The 17,548-nt window shown below is 59.5% G+C and carries 12 protein-coding genes and 4 pseudogenes; 8 read left to right on the top strand and 8 right to left on the bottom strand.

From position 1 onward, the window contains the following. Positions 1 to 8 precede the first annotated feature (8 nt). Together AKN84_RS14575 and AKN84_RS14570 are read right to left on the bottom strand one after the other, a co-directional pair. Positions 9 to 329: a hypothetical protein gene (locus AKN84_RS14575; protein ID WP_050421392.1), complete on the bottom strand. Its 321-nt coding sequence runs from the start codon at positions 327 to 329 to the stop codon at positions 9 to 11. 473 nt (positions 330 to 802) lie between these two features. After that, the gene (locus AKN84_RS14570; RefSeq protein WP_244485109.1) at positions 803 to 1,222 is read right to left on the bottom strand and encodes a hypothetical protein; all 420 of its coding nucleotides are present in this window, start codon (positions 1,220 to 1,222) and stop codon (positions 803 to 805) included. 200 nt (positions 1,223 to 1,422) lie between these two features. On the opposite strand from AKN84_RS14570, the gene AKN84_RS48345 reads away from it, so the two are divergent. After that, complete coding sequence (locus tag AKN84_RS48345) at positions 1,423 to 1,779, top strand: PRC-barrel domain-containing protein (protein ID WP_244485108.1); 357 nt, start codon at positions 1,423 to 1,425, stop codon at positions 1,777 to 1,779. 2 nt (positions 1,780 to 1,781) lie between these two features. Here the strand turns inward: AKN84_RS48345 and AKN84_RS14560 are convergent, their stop codons facing one another. After that, on the bottom strand, positions 1,782 to 2,003 hold the full coding sequence (locus tag AKN84_RS14560; RefSeq protein ID WP_050421480.1) for a hypothetical protein: 222 nt from the start codon (positions 2,001 to 2,003) through the stop codon (positions 1,782 to 1,784). Between the two features lie 203 nt (positions 2,004 to 2,206). Here AKN84_RS14560 and AKN84_RS14555 point away from each other — a divergent pair, with 203 nt between their 5' ends. From AKN84_RS14555 to AKN84_RS14540, 5 genes and pseudogenes are all read left to right on the top strand, one after another. Further along, a complete protein-coding gene (locus tag AKN84_RS14555) occupies positions 2,207 to 3,310 on the top strand; it encodes a DUF1236 domain-containing protein (RefSeq protein WP_050421391.1) in 1,104 nt (367 codons plus the stop codon). A gap of 646 nt (positions 3,311 to 3,956) precedes the next feature. Then, a pseudogene (locus AKN84_RS49010) lies at positions 3,957 to 4,067 on the top strand (dienelactone hydrolase family protein); the annotation flags it as partial. Positions 4,068 to 4,492: 425 nt separating this feature from the next. Further along, a complete protein-coding gene (locus tag AKN84_RS45370; protein WP_128970807.1) occupies positions 4,493 to 4,741 on the top strand; it encodes a hypothetical protein in 249 nt (82 codons plus the stop codon). Positions 4,742 to 4,775: 34 nt separating this feature from the next. Continuing rightward, positions 4,776 to 5,135 carry a hypothetical protein gene (locus AKN84_RS14545; protein WP_050421389.1) on the top strand — a complete coding sequence of 120 codons (360 nt, stop codon included), beginning with the start codon at positions 4,776 to 4,778 and terminating at the stop codon, positions 5,133 to 5,135. 65 nt (positions 5,136 to 5,200) lie between these two features. Next, positions 5,201 to 5,770: a hypothetical protein gene (locus AKN84_RS14540; protein WP_050421388.1), complete on the top strand. Its 570-nt coding sequence runs from the start codon at positions 5,201 to 5,203 to the stop codon at positions 5,768 to 5,770. 542 nt (positions 5,771 to 6,312) lie between these two features. Here the strand turns inward: AKN84_RS14540 and AKN84_RS50685 are convergent. Beyond that, positions 6,313 to 6,429 (bottom strand): annotated as a pseudogene (locus AKN84_RS50685) (SOS response-associated peptidase); the annotation flags it as partial. Between the two features lie 718 nt (positions 6,430 to 7,147). Between AKN84_RS50685 and AKN84_RS14525 the strand changes: the two are divergent. Next, positions 7,148 to 9,509 (top strand): annotated as a pseudogene (locus AKN84_RS14525) (hybrid sensor histidine kinase/response regulator). Between the two features lie 3,164 nt (positions 9,510 to 12,673). Here AKN84_RS14525 and AKN84_RS45350 read toward each other — a convergent pair. The 4 genes and pseudogenes from AKN84_RS45350 to AKN84_RS14500 form a co-directional block, all read right to left on the bottom strand. After that, a complete protein-coding gene (locus AKN84_RS45350; RefSeq protein WP_244485106.1) occupies positions 12,674 to 13,054 on the bottom strand; it encodes a hypothetical protein in 381 nt (126 codons plus the stop codon). Between the two features lie 358 nt (positions 13,055 to 13,412). Continuing rightward, the gene (locus tag AKN84_RS47325; protein WP_157863299.1) at positions 13,413 to 13,550 is read right to left on the bottom strand and encodes a hypothetical protein; all 138 of its coding nucleotides are present in this window, start codon (positions 13,548 to 13,550) and stop codon (positions 13,413 to 13,415) included. A 258-nt stretch (positions 13,551 to 13,808) separates the two neighbouring features. Continuing rightward, positions 13,809 to 15,116, bottom strand: a complete 1,308-nt coding sequence (locus AKN84_RS14505; protein WP_050421383.1) for a flavin-dependent oxidoreductase — start codon at positions 15,114 to 15,116, stop codon at positions 13,809 to 13,811. Next, a pseudogene (locus AKN84_RS14500) lies at positions 15,113 to 16,277 on the bottom strand (ABC transporter substrate-binding protein). Before AKN84_RS14500 ends, AKN84_RS14505 begins: the two are co-directional and overlap by 4 nt. Positions 16,278 to 16,418: 141 nt before the next feature. Between AKN84_RS14500 and AKN84_RS14495 the strand changes: the two are divergent. After that, positions 16,419 to 17,357 carry a LysR family transcriptional regulator gene (locus AKN84_RS14495; protein ID WP_050421382.1) on the top strand — a complete coding sequence of 313 codons (939 nt, stop codon included), beginning with the start codon at positions 16,419 to 16,421 and terminating at the stop codon, positions 17,355 to 17,357. Positions 17,358 to 17,548 lie beyond the last annotated feature (191 nt).

Here is a 17,548-nt window from a genome sequence, read left to right as displayed (position 1 = left end):
ATTTCAATTTAGTCGGTCCAAGTGCGGTCTCCGCACCGCTCGCATTCAAACGTATGAATGACAACTCCGCTTTCAGATTCCATGATCGTTCTGACGAGGGTGAGCTTCACTCCGCAAAAGCGGCAGTCATGAAGTGATCGGTCCGGGACAGTTGCGATCTTCTCAGCTCGAAATAGATCCACGGGTGCCGCGCAATCGGTTTTGGAAATGGTGCCGCTCTTGCGACTAAGCCCTCCGGGCGGGTCGCTGAAGGCAGCGGCCCGCCCCTGCAAGCCGGCCCCCGCCGATACCTGATTTCTGATTTGCGAACGGCCGTCCATGCCGATCATTCGTTAATTCTTCTTCGTCGGGGGGCTGCTGCTGGCGTTGCTCTTCGCGGCGGACCGGTACCTGCCGGCTCCCATCGAAACTGCCGCCGCGGCGGATCCAGACAACCATCATCCGGATTAGCTCGGCGCGAATTCCTCCGGAGAAGATCGTATTCGACACGCGTCCGCGCGCCGAAGTGCCGAGCACCGTGCAGGCAGATGTCACCTCTGAAGACCCGCAGGAGCAGGTGCGCCAAGCCTTGGCCGCCATGCCCGCAGCACCTTCCGCCGGGGTCAAGAAAGAATCCGCCCGCTCCGCCCAGGCACGTCCACATTCGAAGCGGTCGGCGAAGCCGCCAACAAGAGCGCCCGAACGGCGGCTTGCCTTCGATCGGCACGACCCGTTGCCGGCCGACGGCGGTGAGCGGAAAATTCTCCGATGCGCAAAAAGGCCGCGCCTTCCGCGCGGCCTCCATTGTGCAGTTGGTCCGGCTTCACCAGTGATGATGACGATGCCAGCGATGCCGAACGACCGGATAGGATCCGCTGTAATAGGCGTAGGCAGGGCGTACGACGCGGCGGTAGCGATAGCCGTATGACACGGGCGCCGTATAGTAGGTTGTGGCGTAGCCGCCGCCCCAGCGATACGGTTCGTCGTAACCGTAGTCGTAGGCGTAGGGCCCACCGTAGTAGCCCGCTCGATAGTAGCCAGGCCCCCCGTCGTAGCCATAGCCCGGTCCCCAGGCGTAAGCCGACGAAGCAAGGCCACCGATGACCGCGCCCGCGACCAGACCGCCTGCGATGCCTGGTCCCCAGCCGCCCCCACGCCAGTGAGCTTCGGCAGGAGACGTCGTGGCCACCGAGGCTAGACCGAGAGCGCCGACCATCAGCGCCGACATTGCAATTCTCTTCATCAACGATCCTCCACGTTGTTTGAGCGCCCCGCCGACAACGGGAAAAATAGGCAAATGTTTCTGCTGTTCACCGCGGAGATGGGCGATCGGCCGAGCCCTTCGGACTCGTCATGATCGCTGCGAGGGCGTGGCAGGCCCGCGATCGGCCTCCGCTCCGCATCGATGCCGCATGTCGTTGCGGACAGCCTTACTGCTTCATCTTGGAGGGCATCGGCGCAACTGCGATCTCGCAGTCCACTCAACCGGCCGATCATGCTGCGCCTGCTGCGAGCGCTCAATCCGCTGATGCAAAGATGGCGCTTGAGGGAAGCTGGCGCGCCTCGAAGCTCATAGGCCTGAACGTCAACAATGACGCCAATGAAAAGCTCGGCGACATCAACGAACTGCTCCTCGACAAGAGCGGCAAGGTCGACGCAGTCGTTATCGGGATCGGCGGCCTTCTCGGAATGAGCGAGCACGACATCGCCGTTTCGATGGACAAGCTGAAGTTAGCGGAAGAACCGGTCCGGACAAGCTCCAGCGGCAACTCGACTACCTCGCGCGACGCGCCGCGTTGAGATTACTGCTCGGTGCAGACCTTGGTGGTCTTCACGGCAGACTCCGCTTCCGTTTTGGTCTTATAGACGCCATCGCCCACGACGGTCGTGGTGGTCGGCGTCGGTTTTGTATCGACGACTGTGCACTTCTTGGTAGCCGCGTCGCGTACGATGTAGAATTCAGTAGCATTGGCAGCTTGAGCGCCGAAGGCGGCGAGCGCCCCGCACACGATCAACTTCTTCATGATGTCCTCCTCAAACAGCAAAGAAGATAGCCTCCGCAAACGAAGAGCACGAAGTGAAGTTCCTGTTATTTCCGAATTTAGCGCGTTCGCCAAAGCAGTTAAGGAATCTTATTTTCTGCTAATCCGGCCTTGCCGAGAATGCCCAAGAGGAACCGAGCGTCTTGTCGAGGGTTTGATCGACGATCGCATTTGGGAGGTTTCACATGAACAAGCGTTTATTCCTGGCCACGACCGCCGCAGTTGCCCTCGCGACCTCGGCCTTCGCACAGTCTTCTCCACCGACATCAAGTTCGAATCCGCCGACGGCGCAGCATCAGCAGGATTCCACATCGACCACGTCGCCTTCGACTTCGCCATCAACTCCGTCTCCCAGCTCATCTTCGCAGACCAACCCTTCGACGAATTCGGCGCAGACGCAGTCCCCTTCTTCGAATGGTCAGCCCGCCGCAAGCCAGTCGTCCAGTTCCGGTACGACCACCAATACCACGCAAGCCCCGACCTCGAACAACTCGGCGAACCAGGCTCAGACCAACCAGCTGGCCAACCAGACCACGACGCCTTCCAACCAGGCGCAGACCAATTCGCCATCGAGCACAAATACCCAGACGCAGGGCGCCAATCCGCCCGCCGCAGGCACAAACCAGGCGCCGATTGGTACCGGATCGACCAATGCGGCCCAGCAGCCGAACAATCAGCAGAACACGGCCGAGCGTTCGGCGAATACCAACGTGAACGCGTCGGTGAACATCAACGATCAGCAGCGGACCCGGATCAATACGTCGATCTCACACCTGAACGTTCAGCCGTTGACCAACGTAAATTTCTCACTGTCGGTGGGCACCGTCGTGCCGCACGACGTCCGCCTGCAACCGCTGCCCGCCGAAGTCGTAGAAATCCTGCCACAGTACCGTGGCTACGACTTCGTTCTCGTAAAGGACGAGATCGTTATCGTGGAGCCGTCCAGCTACAAGATCGTGACCGTCCTGCCTTACTCCGGGCGTTCGACCGCTTCCGCGCCGGCGCGGACCGAGGAGCGCAAGATGAAGTTCAGCGACCGAGATCGCGACGTGATCCGCAAGCACGTTAAGGCGCGTCCGGTCGAGCGCGAGCGTCGCACGACGGGCAGCACCGTTAGGACCGAGGTCCGGACCGGAGAGCGCGTGCCAGAGGATGTCGAGATCGAGGCTTTCCCGGAAGAGGTCTACCGCGATGCTCCGACCCTTCGGGAGTACCGATACATCAACCGAGACAGTCACACCTACATCGTAGAACCCCATGAGCGTCGCATCATCGAAGAGATCGACTGATCCTTCGGGCTTGAAAGGATGAACGAGGAAGGGCCGCCCGCAGCGGCCCTTCGCATGTGACTGGAGCCTGGCAGGCCGACGCGGGATCGTGAAGCGGTTGGTCGAGTTGACCCTCCAACTTGGCAAGCTGGTCACCACCGAACCGGATCTGGAGTCGACGTGGCCTTCTTCCACCAGCACGATTTGATCCCGTGAGGGCTTGCTGAAGTGGTGACCGATGTTCTCGGTAGAGCTACTGAGGCGGCTTAATAACCGTTCTCCATCTGATCTGATCCAACCTTTTGATCCAGATCAAAAGGTGTTGGCGCGCAGACGTGGCACGGCAGGAACGTCAAGTTCATTGCCAAGTTATTCCAGCGTGAAATGGAGGAGGAAGCTATGCCTGTGATCATACTTTGGGCCGTACCAGCAGTGATTGTTCTCGGTGGCGGATTCTACCTGATTAGCCACATGCACTGAGGCTGAGACGCGTCAGCATGCCCCCGCCGTGCCCTACGGCGGGGTTTTAATTTTTGCTGTACGCAAAGTTTTGAGCCGTTCTAAAATTAGGCCAGCGGTATGGCCGCCACTGCTTCCGACGCCAGCACCTCGAATTTCCCGGTCGCGTCCGGCGCCAGGCTCGCCGGCGACGACAAGCAGACCCGAGAAGGCCGCCAACACCAACATCATCGGCACCGTCGGCTACTGCATGAGCGGGCGCTACGCGGTGAACGCCGCGACGCATTTCGGCGATCGGGTCAAGGCCGCCGCACGTCTTAGTCCACGGTCGCCGGCTATGACGGTGGGGCGGAGGGTGAGGTCCATCAGCTTTACGGCTTTCGAAACGGTATCACGTCGCCGTCCGCCGCCCGGATCGCTACCCGTGCTAGCTCGAGCGCGTCGAATCGGAGCGCGAACGAGGGCATCCGCCAGGCCCTGGCGGTCGAGCTCCCGGACGATCGCCTCGGACACCTTCATCAGTCGTGCGGTCTCAGCTTCATTCATGCGCGCTGGCTATGACTCCGGCTCGCTCAGAATGATGTCCGCTGCCGGTCGTCCTCGCGTCGTAAAATCAATCCGACGCACTTCTCAGCTCGCCTTGGGCCGTTGCCTATGCCGAGGGCAGCTCCGCCCGAAGTTGCCTTTTGGAACCACTCGGGACTCCCCTGGTTTGCCACTTGGGCAGCAATCGGAGGAATACCCATGAGAATTGCGAAAGTGGTTTTGGCTACGGCGTTTATCTTTGGATCGATTGCAGCCGCGTCCGCACAAGGTGGTGGCGGAGGCAATTCGCCAGCGCAGAAGAGCGGCCAGGGCGCTTCAAGCAGCCCGTCGTCGGCAAATCCTGGCGCAACGGCCAATGACACTGCCGAAAAGGGCGGTATGAAGAGCGGAATGGGAATGAAGAGCAGTTCTCACAAGCACCACAAGCGTCATAAGCGAACGATGTAGTGATCCTGATCGGGTCCTGACTAAGGATCACCCGATGGCGAAAATTCGCGGTTACGATCGGCCCGGATTAGGCTATCACTTGAAGGTGCATTCCTTCCGCACCATCACGGCGATCTTGGCATGGGTGTTGATCGTAGCCGCCTTCTACGGGAAGCCGGAACTACTAACTGGCGCGCAGCGCATTCTTCAGCGCGGCATTGAGACGATTGGCGACGCCATTCCGCCGCCGTGGGGACCTCGCGTCGAGTTTGTATTCCGCGAGATAGGCGGCCTGATCTGGCTCCAGATTACATTGGTTGTGCTCGTTTTACGGATCGGTCTTTCAGCAATCGCCGGGCTTTGGCGGATGACCGTACGCCGCGATCGGGTTCTGTATCGGTTGCCCGAGGAGTAGTCCTTTTTCGGCGCGGCATCTGCATGTTGGGCTGAGACCACGACTGCCACAGAAGGATCGACCCGATGGAACTAGCCCCGCTGCCTGCCACCGCCTTTAAATCGCCGGCGATCAGCCTCTCGGGCGTCGTCGACTACAACATGTACACCGCGTTTCGAACGCAGTTCGACAACGCGGCCGATAGAGACCTTGTCGTCATCGAACTGTCGACCTTAGGTGGCGATCCGGAGGTCGCCCGAATGATGGGGGAGGACGTGCGGTTCGCGAGCGAGACGGAACCGCAACGGCGCTTCGTATTCCTTGGTAAGGCTGTAATTTATTCGGCCGGCGTGACGTTCCTGAGCTTCTTCGCGCGGCCGAACCGATACCTCGCGCGCGGCACGCGGCTGATGATCCATGAACGCAAGCTTTCTAAGAACTTGGTGATCGATGGCCCATTAACGACATGCATCGCTGTCGTGAGGGCGACGCTCAACGAAATCGAATGCTCGATCGCTATGCAGAACGAGGGTTTTCATAATCTCATCCTGGGATCGAACGTGATGATCGACGAGGTCATGCAGAAGGCGCCGTCAAACTGGTATTTGGAGGCGCAGGAAGCAAAGACGTTGGGCCTGATCGAGACGGTTCTGTAACCCTCGTTGGCAGCTGCGACGATGGTAGCCATCGCTTCGACCGTTCCACGACGCTATTCTCTGCCGCGGGGAGGGCGTTGGGATGTCAGACGTCAAGAATGGCCTGTATTCGATCCGGATCATGATGGAGGATGGATCGAACGCTCACGCCAGCGGCATCATAGTTCTTCACGACGGTCGGGTCTTGGGCGGCGATAGCCACTTCTATTACTTCGGCGCGTACACGTTCAATGACGGAAAGTGGCGCGGCGAATTGACGACCGGCCAACACGCCGACGCGGTCGGCGTGAATTTCCTATTCGGCGGCCGCGAAGTCACTTGCGGATTCACAGGCACGTATACCGAGGGTTCGGCAACGGTCGATGGAACGGCGCTTGTCGGCAAAAAGAGCGTGCCGTTTCGGGCCAGGCTCGATCTCAAAGCTGCGCGCTTGGCTGAACACCGTTCCGGTTGCCTTCTTGACGATACCGAGACGCCTTCCTTCGCCTCGCCGCGCGCGACGATCTCGAGCGCATCCTCAGCCAATGGCCGCTGCAGCGCCTTCCGGCGAACGCGGCCAGCGGCCGGTCGTCGCTCAGCGCGAACCAAACGACGTCCTTTTTCTTCGTCTCAGAATTTGTTTCCGGAGCGTATTCGGCGAAGCTGTTGAACGGCACAAGATAGTTGGCGTATGTCGGCTTTCGTAGAACGTCATAGTATGGAACGAGATCATCCCAAGGATGTTGAAACGGGAGCCATCGCCCGCCGTTCAACGACGCCTGTCGCGGATATCCAAAGGTCTGAAGGCCCGCTGTTATTCTACACTAGCGCTCGCGCGGATAGCCAAAGGCGACGGCTGCATACTTTGGCCAACTATCGTTCAATGCGGTTGGATGACTCACACGATCTGGTCCTAGCCATGTTCGGCGTGGCGGTCGCCGCTTTTATGCTGTTTGCCGGCGAGCTCTATCTGGTTACACGGCCCGATCCGCCTGAAATAGCCGACCTGCCTGACCGGCAATCTGAGACCGGCGCGCGCATAAGCGAGAGGCTGAACCCTTCAATCGACCTAAAACGTAAAGCCGCTCGATCGCCTTCGATCTTGCCCTCGCAAACCCAGAGCCCGGGATAGGAGATTCTCTCCACATCAAAGGCCGAGAGGCCAGGCCTGAGGACCGCGCGACCCGGATGCGAGACCTTTTGATTAGGAACGAAGCGAATGCAGCGCCACTCATCGGTCCGTTCGGTGCTGCATCGCTAGGGCCAACGGGTGGAGGGGCAACTAGCCTTTGAGGTGTCCCAGAAGCTAGCCTCCATCCCGTTCATGGAACCGTATCGATTCAGCGCAGTTTCAGTAGGCTGCGTCCCAACCCACATTGGAGCTGGGATAGGATTCGGATGGAAACCTCAAACCGCTTCGAAGCCGCCCAGACCAGCGACGGCCGTTATCGGCTTCTCTTCGAGGCGATCACTGATTACGCGATCTACATGTTGGATCGTGAGGGTCGTGTGACCAGCTGGAACCCTGGCGCCAGGCGCTTCAAGGGCTATGAAGCGGACGAGATCATCGGTCGTCATTTCTCGACCTTCTACACCGACGCTGAGCGGGCGCAGAACGTTCCTGCGCTGGCGCTGGCGGAGGCAGAGCGTACAGGCCGCTTCGAGCGCGAGGGCTGGCGCGTGCGCAAGGACGGCACGCAGTTCTGGGCCCATGTGGTCATCGACGCGATCCGCTCGCCCGAGGGGGACCTTGTCGGATTCGCCAAGATCACCCGCGACTTGACCGAGCGAAGGGCCGCCGAGTCTAAACTGCGGGAAAGCGAAGAACAGTTCCGATTGCTCGTTCAGAGCGTCACCGATTACGCCATCTACATGCTGGATGTGGACGGCTACGTGGCGAGTTGGAACGCCGGTGCGCAGCGTATCAAGGGCTATACTCCCGAAGAAATCATTGGCAGACATTTCTCCAACTTCTACACGGAAGCCGACCGCGCCGCCGGGCTTCCGCGTACCGGCCTGGAGACGGCGACCCGAGTCGGGCGATGGGAGAACGAAGGTCAACGGGTCCGAAAGGACGGCACTGCGTTCTGGGCGCACGTCGTGATCGATGCCATTCGGGATGATGACGGTAAGCTCGTCGCTTCGCCAAGGTGACGCGGGATATCACCGAACGGCGCGAGGCCGAAGCTGCGCTCCAAGCGGCGCAGGCGACCATGATCCGTTCGCAGAAGCTGGAGGCGATCGGGCAACTCACCGGCGGCGTCGCTCACGACTTCAACAACTTGCTGCAGGTCATCAGCGGAAACCTGCAACTGCTGAGCAAGGATATCGCCGGCAATGCCCGTGCCGAGATGCGGGTCCAAAGCGCTCTCGGAGGTGTTGCCCGGGGGTCGAAACTTGCCTCCCAGTTGCTTGCCTTCGCGAGGCGACAGCCGCTGGAGCCAAGAGTTGTGAACGTCGGGCGTCTTATCAACGGTATGGATGAGATGCTTCGTCGCGCCCTGGGTGGGGAAATCGAGGTTGAGACGGTAGTCGCGGGTGGACTGTGGAATAGCCTTATCGACCCGGATCAACTGGAAAATGCGGTTTTGAACCTCGCGATCAACGCACGCGACGCGATGAACGGCGAAGGCCGGCTGACGATTGAGGCAAGCAACGCCTTCCTCGATGACGAATATGTCCGGCAGCATGAGGAATTGTCCGCGGGACAATACGTGATGATCGCGGTGACTGATACGGGCACCGGCATTCCGCCGGACATCCTGGAACGGGTCTATGAGCCATTCTTTACAACCAAGACGGAGGACAAGTGCACGGGCCTAGGCCTCGCCATGGTTTACGGGTTCCTCAAGCAGTCCGGCGGACATGTCAAAATCTACAGCGAGGTAGGTGCCGGAACCACGGTGAAGCTGTACTTCCCGCGAGAGGTGGCGAGTGAAGATACTCTGGTCGGGTCTCCGTCCGGCGAGGTCAAAGGCGGAGAGGAAACCGTCCTCGTGGTTGAGGATGACGATGAGGTTCGCGAGGTCGCGGTCTCGATGCTCACCGAGCTCGGCTATCGCGTGGTCAAGGCGCGAGATGCGGCGAGCGCACTCGTCGTCGTCGATAGCGGCATCCCGATAGACTTGATCTTCACCGACGTCATGATGCCTGGCATGCTGCGCAGCCCGGACTTAGCTCGAAAAGCCAAGGAACGATTGCCTAACGTCGCCGTACTTTTTACATCCGGCTATACTCAGAACGCCATCGTGCACGGCGGGCGGCTCGATCCCGGGGTCGATCTTCTGGCCAAGCCTTACACGCGCGAGGCGCTCGCCCGGAAAATCAGACACGTGTTGGCCAATCAAGCTCAAAGGCGCGTGGCTCAGGGATCGCAACACTTGGCCAGCGAAAAGACTTACAAGGACGCGACCGTTTTGCTCGTCGAAGAGACGACCTCATCCGCCTTACGACGACGGAGATGCTGAGCGATATCGGATGCAAGGTAAAAGGGGCCAGCACGGCTCAAGAGGCGCTGAAGATCTTGGATGAGCAACCCGTGGACATCTTACTTACGGACGTCGGCCTCCCGGGAGTTTCCGGTCTGCAGCTCGCAAGAGACGTTTACGTGCGCTGGCCCGATCTGTGCTTGGTTCTCGCGACAGGTGACAGCGGAGTGAAATCTGAAGCCGCGCGATTGGGCGCGATATTTATCGTGAAACCTTATACTCCGGAGTCTCTTCGCCAGGGTTTGGAACATGCGATGAAGAAGCGTCGCTGAATAGATGGAGTTTAGCTCGGAGTGGTCGGAAGGGTGCAGTGTGAATAATCGCTGACTCCCATCGGCTTTCAGCTCGCGCGTGCCATCGCGAAGGGCATTTATGAAGCTACGCCGCTGGCCGACGGGGTGGCGCCGCCAACCTGGCGCGAGGTCCACGGGCGGTTGGCCCCCGGAGGCGCCCGACGATAGAACCTTGACGCGGCTCACGTTGCTTCACCCAAGCGGCAGTAGGAAACGCCATTTCCCTTAACCCGAATGGTAGATTTTGGCCTTGGAAGGCCGAAAGTGCTTTAATTTTCAATGGGAGTTGACTGACACTCTCCCCGGCGCGCTGCTTCGCCATCGTGTCCGTCAGGTGGAAGTGACCGCACACCATGCGCCGCCTCTCGACCGAACCTCTTCAGTTCGTTCTCGGCTTGCGATTGGTCGTGTTGTTCTGTTCCGGGCCATTCCTGACCCGGCCATTGGTGTGTTATCTGGTCCCGGCGATGGGAGATCGTCGAACATGAGAGGGCGCTGCGGATCATCGTTGTGCACCGATCTCAGGTAGGCGTCCGGATCGAACCGTCGCTGATTGTCCGAAGGCGATCTCGCGTACTGGGCTGGAGCGTCGGACCAGTCGTTCGGCATATCATCGAACGATGGAAGGGTATAATTCTCGACCATGGCAGTGCCTCTCGGATGGGATCATTTCCCATTCGAGCGTGCGCCCAACCGCGTTTATAGGAACTTGACGGCCTGTGCTTGCATCGTTCGACGAGACCGTAGCGACCGCGCGCGAGCCTGTCGGCCCATAACGGCGTCGGAGACTAAATTAGCTCACCAATCGAATCGCACCGAGTACCGCTGCTTTAGCCTCAGTTCGGTGGTCTTTGCTGCTACGAGGACCTGCTCAGGGTCAGCCCCATCACGGACAACCGCCACCAAGGTCCAATCAGTACCGGAGGGACTAATTTCGACGTGGCAGACATACTCTCCGCCGGGGAGACTGCGGAGCTCCCGCAGAGCGATGAGTTCAAGGTCTTTGGCGCATGCCATCGTCATGGGCACGGAAGTGCTCCTGGCCTCTCATCCCGGAATCAACTCGGAATGCCCGTTGCTGTTCCTAAGCGGGGTGCCAGCGCGAAAGGGGCGGAGCGCGAGCGCTGCAGCGAACGGACGATCCCGGATCGACCGATCGGTGGCGCTGATCTTGGTGCGCTTCGGCGGCACCGAAGTGGATTCGCCTGTCATCGACGAGCGCGCCCAGCCGGCGCATACGCCGAACTTCGTGGTTGAGCGTTCCTTGCCCGGGCTTTAGCCCGATCGTTAACCCGCATGGCAAGGTGTGGATCGGTGGCGTGGGCCGGATGAAGGACGGCAAGAGCTGGCACGACGGGCATGATAAGGCTGCTCGCGTTGAGGCGCGCCGATGATCGACCTTTCCGACTATGCCAACCGATCCGCGACCTACTACGCAGGGGCGAGTTCGCCGCAGTGTACTTGGTGACATCCGATCACAGGACGGAAATGAGCCGGGTCGGCTATGCGATCGACTTGGTCGCCACGATCAGCCGGTTGCAGACCTCATCACCGGCACCGTTGGCCGTTCATGCAGCACTCTGGGTGCCTAACCGTGCAATAGCGACCAACGTCTCCCGGGCTGTCCAGTGCGATATGATGCCGATCAAGCGTGCTGGCGGATGGTACGAGGCGCCAGGCGCGACGATGGAGCGTCCGGGCGCGACGATGCTTTGGCATGACGATCTATTGCTAAGAGCGAGATCAGGCAGCGTGACTATCACTAGACGGGAAATTAGTGTTTTGAGATGTTTGAGTATTTTGTAATAAAAACAATCGTTTACTAGAATATCTAGTGGAAATTTGGCGCGAGCCTTCGTACACTTTGCCATCACCGCGCAGCCCCCGGTATCCATCGGTGATGAGATCGCTGTCACCGCGTTCCCGCCGTCATCCAGCGGAAGGACCGCGTTATGTTTATCAAGCGTCGCAACCGAACCAAACATACGAAGACATTCGAAGAGAGACTGGCCGAGGAGGCCGCTCGCTTCATGGAAGCTGCCGCGCAGCTCCCGCCGGGCACGCAGCGTGAGCTATATCTTCGCCGAGCCCGTCAGGCCGAAACGGCAGCCCACATCAACGATTGGCTGACGTCACCAGGGTTACAGCCGCCGAAGGCAATTGAGAAAATAACCGTCCGCAAGAGTAGAAACAAACTAACTGGCATTGCTATTAATTCTCATGCACCAGGCGACCGAGGTTCATCTAGTTCGCGTGACAACCGATGACGGCGAGATCCAGATCTGGCTTGCCGCGACCTCACGCGAAGAGGCCTTAGAGCGAGCGCTGGACGTTATTCCTGAGGGATGGACAGTCGCTTTGATCCAGAGGCGACTTGCGTTGGAACACGCAGTTGCTCTGGATATGAGACCAGGAGAAGTGCGCCGGCATCTCCTTTCTTAGTCCTCTGTTGGAGAACGATTGAGCGATCTTGCTCTGCAGTCGCGCATACGATGTTGTCCTGCAAATCAGCTTGAGTGAATAGACGCGCTCGCCGCGGGGGGGGCAGTTGGATTACGATGAGCAGGCTGACCGCCGCTTACCGCGCTCTATGCCGTCGAAGGACTTCGCCGGTCCCGGTCGCACGCGTCCGAGCTTCTGGGCGATCTCGTGCTCCGTCAGTCCGGTTTCTCGGATACGAGCAACGGGACACGGCTTCAGCGTTTCCTCGGCGCTGGGGCCATTTGCCGTCGGGCTGCGAATGTGACGGAGCCGCCCTCAACGCTGAATGCAAGCGGTTAAGGGGCGCGCCCATCGATAGTAGTGACCGCAGGGCGGGGTTGGCCGTGAGGTAGCAGGACATTCATTCCGAACCGGCCGAGCTTCTTGCCACCCATCACGCACGCATGCGCCAAAGACCGTCGTATGACAGCCAACGCCGCAAGCACCATGGGCCCGAGCGTTCTCAGTGGCCGTCAAACCGACTAGGATCAAGCTGATGCCGAGCAATAAGCGCACCATAAGCTTTCCTCTGCAACTACTTCATCTAAATCGAAATGGTGTGGCCGCCTTCGCGAACACTGTGCTATGGCCCTCACCGGCGTCGGGATTTTGTTTTTTTGCATCGTTCAGTCGGAAGCAAACGCGGGACCGCATCGTTGACGCTATGGTTTTGAGCTTGGCGAAGGAGCAGGCGTAGGCGCCTGAGACCCCGGTGCTGCTTGATTGTCTAGCGAGGTGATTGGCTTATCTGTCCCCGCATGCGGAATGCAGGTCCCGGCATTCGCAAGTTTTCCGGTCGCACCTTCTCGAGCCCGGCGGTAGTTGCGACTGCGGCGCCGGTCGAACCGGCCTTCATCAATAATGAAGCGTTGACTTAAAGCGGCGTAGGCATCGGCATAGGTGTGCTGCAATTGCTCCTCGGCGGTCAGGCAATCCGATAGCTTCTCAAATACAAGATCGGTTTGAACTGGTGCTACGCCACCAACCAATACAACTAGAATCCATTTTATGTCGGCGATCTCAGCATTCGAGCCTGCTGGCAAACGCCGCCGACATGGAACGGTTCCGAATGGGCCGCCAGGGCGCCGCAGCGAAATTCGGCCGGTGCCGCCTTGTCCTAGTAGAGCATCGGAGCGTTAATCTTCTCGATGTAGATCCGGCCATCTTGGATCGGCTCAAACGCTCCACACAAGGACACCGCCTCCGGTTTCAGCGGTCACCCTTATCAAACATGTCCCGAAACCCGCGCGGCAACCGAGGTAGCTCGCCTTCGAGCTTGTTGCACTTCGGGCAGGGTGCGCCGGCACCACCACATGTACAGGCGTGCGGACCGGTCCACGGCTGATCCTGGTGCGCCTCACAGACAGCTGCAATCGTCGCAGAGGATGCATGCCGGTTCGCTCATCGCATCAGCTCGAACAGTTCAAGGACATCAGCCAGCCGCAGCTTTTGTTGCCCTTTGTCATGGCTGGCTGTCGGCTGGGCGAGGAAATCAATCCTTGTATCCATTAGACCGCGTGTCTTGAGCGCATCAGTCATGGACAAGAAGCAACCTTAATAACGGAAATCTTTTGACTGATCGCGGGCCAAACGTTTTTGTGCAGCCATGTTTAACGTCATTATTGCCTTTCTGATTATTGTGAGCGTTGGCGTTTTGATTGCCCACGCCATCGATCAGCTTTTGGCCCTAACCGACGGTCTGCAGGACGGTCGGGAAGGTCGGCTCTTCGAGGGTGATCGGAAGTCACCCGGTTCGGTCGCCATCGGGGCTTTTAACCCACAGCGACCTCGTCTTGCCTACAAAGGGCCCTGCCTGGCACCAAAAGAAGTTGGCTCGGACAGCTGTTCTTGCCGAGAGACGTATGATGGCCGACGGTTGACCGTTTCGACGTCGAGACCCGCGGCCTTTGCAAAGGAACCGACGATAGCATCGAGTTCTTGACGTGAGATGATATCGTCGATGCAAGCGAAGCCGTTTGGCGCGCGTTCTTCTGCAATCTGCATGGCCGCTTCAGGTCCAAAATTGCGATTTCGCACGATGATGTCGTTCATCATCGGCCGGCGCTCCGCGTCGTAACGGCCTAGCGCCGCGACAATATCATCAGTTTCAACCAGGGCACGGGTAAGCACACGGGAATCGAGGATGGCCTGGGAGCCGGCCTGGCCGCCGATTGGCTGCATCGGATGAGCAGCATCGCCAAGTAGAGTGACGCGGCCGAACGACCAGGCGGCGATCGGGTCGCGATCGACCAGTGGAAACTCATAGATGTCGGGTGACTGATCGATCAGTGCGGGCAGATCGAGCCACGGAAATTTCCAGCCGCCGAACGCTGACAAGACCTCTTCCTTCGCAACACGCCGGTTCCAGTCCTCGCGCGGTGGTGCCTGGTTCGTCACCGTCTTTTGGCAAATCCAGTTGATGAGGACTTTGCCGCTCCGCCTCCGAGCAATGGGATAGACGATGACTCGCTGGTGAAAATGACCGGCAATGACCATCGTCTTGCCATCGAGGAACGATTCGGCCTCCACGGCCGCTCGCCACAACACCTGACCGGCGAAGCGAGGCGCGCCTTCTCCAGGAAAAAGCTGCTGCCGAACGCCTGAATGGATACCATCGGCGCCGACGAGAATGTCCGCTTCCTCGACCTGGTCCGACCCGGATTGACGATCAGCGAAGCGAGCCTTGACGCGGTTCTCGTCCTGCTCAAATCTGACCAGCCTCAGTCCGGTTCGGACATTTTGGTCTCCGATACGCTCGCGGACGGCCTGGAGCAGGAGGCGCTGAAGCTTCCCTCGATGGATCGAGTATTGCGGCCAGCGATATCCAGCCTCCAGCCCCCGGCGCTCGGCATGGATCAGCTGGCCGAACTTGTTGCAGAGATTGAGCCGCTGCGTAGCGATGCCGGTCACCGCAAGGACGTCGCCCAGTTCGAGTTCAGTCAGTTCACGTACCGCGGTCGGTTGCAGATTGATGCCAACGCCGAGCGGCGCGGGCTCGCGCACGGCCTCGTAGACACGGACTGCTATTCCGGCCTGATGCAGGCTGAGCGCGAGACTCAGCCCGCCGATGCCGCCTCCCGCGACGATAACTTCGAGATGCTTCATTGTGCCGCGACGCGAGGGTCTCTGACGTTGTTGAAGGTCTCGAACTCGACATTGCGCAGTTCGCTTCCGGTCTTCTCTACCTTCCGGATATAGATGTTGTGCACGACCTCGCCAGTGTTGCGGTCGATAGACATCGGGCCGCGCGGGCTCTCCCAGGTCATGCCCCTCATGGCGGCGATCAGCACCTTGCCATCCGCGGAGCCGGAAGTCCTCTTTAGCGCTTCATAGATCGCGTGCATCCCGTCATAGCCGGAGACCGCCATGAAGTTCGGGCCGTCTTTCGCTTCCTTGCGATAGGCGTCGGTGAATGCCGCGTTGACGGCGGATGCATGCGCTGCCGAATAAAAGTGCGCGGTGACGACGCCGAGCATGGCATCGCCCATGTTCGGCAAGGCTTCGTCGTCGGTCAGGTCACCGGGCCCAATCAGCGTGATACCTGCCTTGTCGAGACCACGCTCGACGAACTGCTTGGCGAACGTCGCGGCTTGAGTCGAAGGTACGAACACGAACAACGCCTGCGGGGCGGCGTCCTTGACGCGTTGAAGGAAGGGGGCGAAGTCGGGATTGCGCAGCGGGACGCGGATCGCTTCCGCGATCTGTCCGCCCGCGGCCTTGTAGTTGTTGGTGAAGGTTTCCTCGGCTTCCAGCCCGGGTGCGAACTCCGTTACCAGTGTCACCGCCTTGGCGAGGCCTTTTTTTATCGTCCAGTCGGCCAGGATCGCGGAAGATTGCGCGAGCGTGCAACTGGTGCGGACGTAAAATGGTGATTTCGCGACCACTGCCGTCGTGCTCGAAATCATGATGACGGTCGGCTTCTGTGCTTCCGTAATGAGGCCGGCGCTCGCGAAAAGGTCTGCGGTCAAGCCTCCGCCGATGATATCCACCTTGTCATTAACGATGAGCTCCTGGATCAGGCGCTTGCCGGTTTCGCCCGAGGACGCGCCGTCCCTTACGATCAGCTCAACCTTTCTGCCGGCAACCGTGTCGCCGTGCTGTTTCATATAAAGGCGGCGCCGCCAGCACCTGCTGACCTGCTGCAGCAAGTGGACCGGTCATGGGCATGACCATGCCGATCTTGACCGCGTCCTGCGCGCTGGCGTTTCCCGTTGCGACGGTTGAAAGAACGAGAATCGCAGCGCCGAAGATACTTCGCTTGGACATCTCTCCCTCCATCAGGGCCGGCGCGGCTGCCGGGGACCGGAAGCCATGGCCGATCGCGGATTGAATGCTGCCTCGGGTCCCTGTAGTTTGAAAGTTCGATTTTTGGATATCCCTGTAGCCTGCAGACTAAGGGGTTCGAAAATGGAATGGTCTGAGCGGATTGGCCGGCGGATCAGGCTGCGCGACCTCCACATTGTGCTGGCTGTGGCCGAAGCGGGGAGCATGGCGAAGGCTGCCCAGCGCCTTGCGATTTCCCATCCCGTCGTGTCCAAGACGATTTCCGATCTCGAGCAGACACTCAAGGTAAAGCTGTTCGACCGCACCGCGCAGGGCGTCGAGCTGACCAATTACGGCCAGGCGCTGCTCAAATGCGGAATCAACGTGTTCGATGAGATGCGTCAGGGATTGAAGCAGATCGAATTCCTGAGTGATCCCGCGTCGGGTGAACTTGCAATCGGATGTCCAGAGATCATGAATGCAGGCATGGTGCCTGCGATATCGGAGCGCTTCCTGCAACAGCATCCGCGGGTGCAGTTGCGTGTGGTCCATGCAGACGTCGCGCTGGCGCAGTTCGGTCCACTGCGCGAGCGCAAGGTCGAACTTCTGATTGGACGGCTGCCGGATCCCTTTCTCGAAGAGGATTTGGTCTTCGAGCCGCTAATTCAGGAGCCGTTTGTGGCCGTTGCTGGAGCTAATAGTCAATGGGCGCGTCGCCGCCGCATCGCGCTTGTTGATTTGATGGAGCAATCGTGGGTGCTTCCGCCGTATGACAGCGCGCCCGGTGGAATCATCTCGGGAATTTTTGTCGCCAGCGGACTGAAAGCGCCCCGGCCCGCGGTTGCCACGTTGTCAATTCAGTTGACCACGACCCTTATCGCAACTGGCAAATTCGTCGGCATTCTACCGAACTCGGTTGCCCAATTCAGTTCCCGACGGGTAGGGCTGAAAATCCTGCCGGTCGAAATCCCGATTACCCACTATGCGGTCGCACTTCTTACATTGAAGACCCGCACACCGGGCCCGTTGGCAAAGTTATTCATCGAGCACGCGAGAGCTGTTGCGAAGTCGCTATCCGCATGAACGTCTGCTTCTGACCCCAGAGACACGATTGAGATCGCGGCCGACGGTCCGCTTCTGGCCACAAAGCGGAAGTCGCCCGGTCTGGCCGCCAAGGGCGGCTTTTGACCCATCGGCGACATTGCCGGTCAAATTTGCTGTAATGCACAACGTTGCATTTGTGATACTCTGATTGCGCGACTTCTACCAGCGGT

It is taken from the genome of Bradyrhizobium tropiciagri (genome assembly GCF_001189845.1).
GTDB classification, from domain to species: Bacteria; Pseudomonadota; Alphaproteobacteria; order Rhizobiales; family Xanthobacteraceae; genus Bradyrhizobium; species Bradyrhizobium tropiciagri.
The sequence above is the reverse complement of the archived record's forward strand: the minus strand, read 5'-3'. Positions and strand labels throughout refer to the sequence as shown.

Bases quoted from the DNA above. Each gene is read 5' to 3' on its own strand.
- AKN84_RS14555 (WP_050421391.1), top strand. From the start codon at position 2,207: ATGAACAAGCGTTTATTCCTGGCCACGACCGCCGCAGTTGCCCTCGCG.
- AKN84_RS14495 (WP_050421382.1), top strand. From the start codon at position 16,419: ATGGAATGGTCTGAGCGGATTGGCCGGCGGATCAGGCTGCGCGACCTC.
- AKN84_RS14540 (WP_050421388.1), top strand. From the start codon at position 5,201: ATGGAACTAGCCCCGCTGCCTGCCACCGCCTTTAAATCGCCGGCGATC.
- AKN84_RS14545 (WP_050421389.1), top strand. From the start codon at position 4,776: ATGGCGAAAATTCGCGGTTACGATCGGCCCGGATTAGGCTATCACTTG.
- AKN84_RS47325 (WP_157863299.1), bottom strand. From the start codon at position 13,550: ATGACTGATGCGCTCAAGACACGCGGTCTAATGGATACAAGGATTGAT.
- AKN84_RS14560 (WP_050421480.1), bottom strand. From the start codon at position 2,003: ATGAAGAAGTTGATCGTGTGCGGGGCGCTCGCCGCCTTCGGCGCTCAA.
- AKN84_RS45370 (WP_128970807.1), top strand. From the start codon at position 4,493: ATGAGAATTGCGAAAGTGGTTTTGGCTACGGCGTTTATCTTTGGATCG.
- AKN84_RS14505 (WP_050421383.1), bottom strand. From the start codon at position 15,116: ATGAAGCATCTCGAAGTTATCGTCGCGGGAGGCGGCATCGGCGGGCTG.
- AKN84_RS14575 (WP_050421392.1), bottom strand. From the start codon at position 329: ATGATCGGCATGGACGGCCGTTCGCAAATCAGAAATCAGGTATCGGCG.
- AKN84_RS14570 (WP_244485109.1), bottom strand. From the start codon at position 1,222: ATGAAGAGAATTGCAATGTCGGCGCTGATGGTCGGCGCTCTCGGTCTA.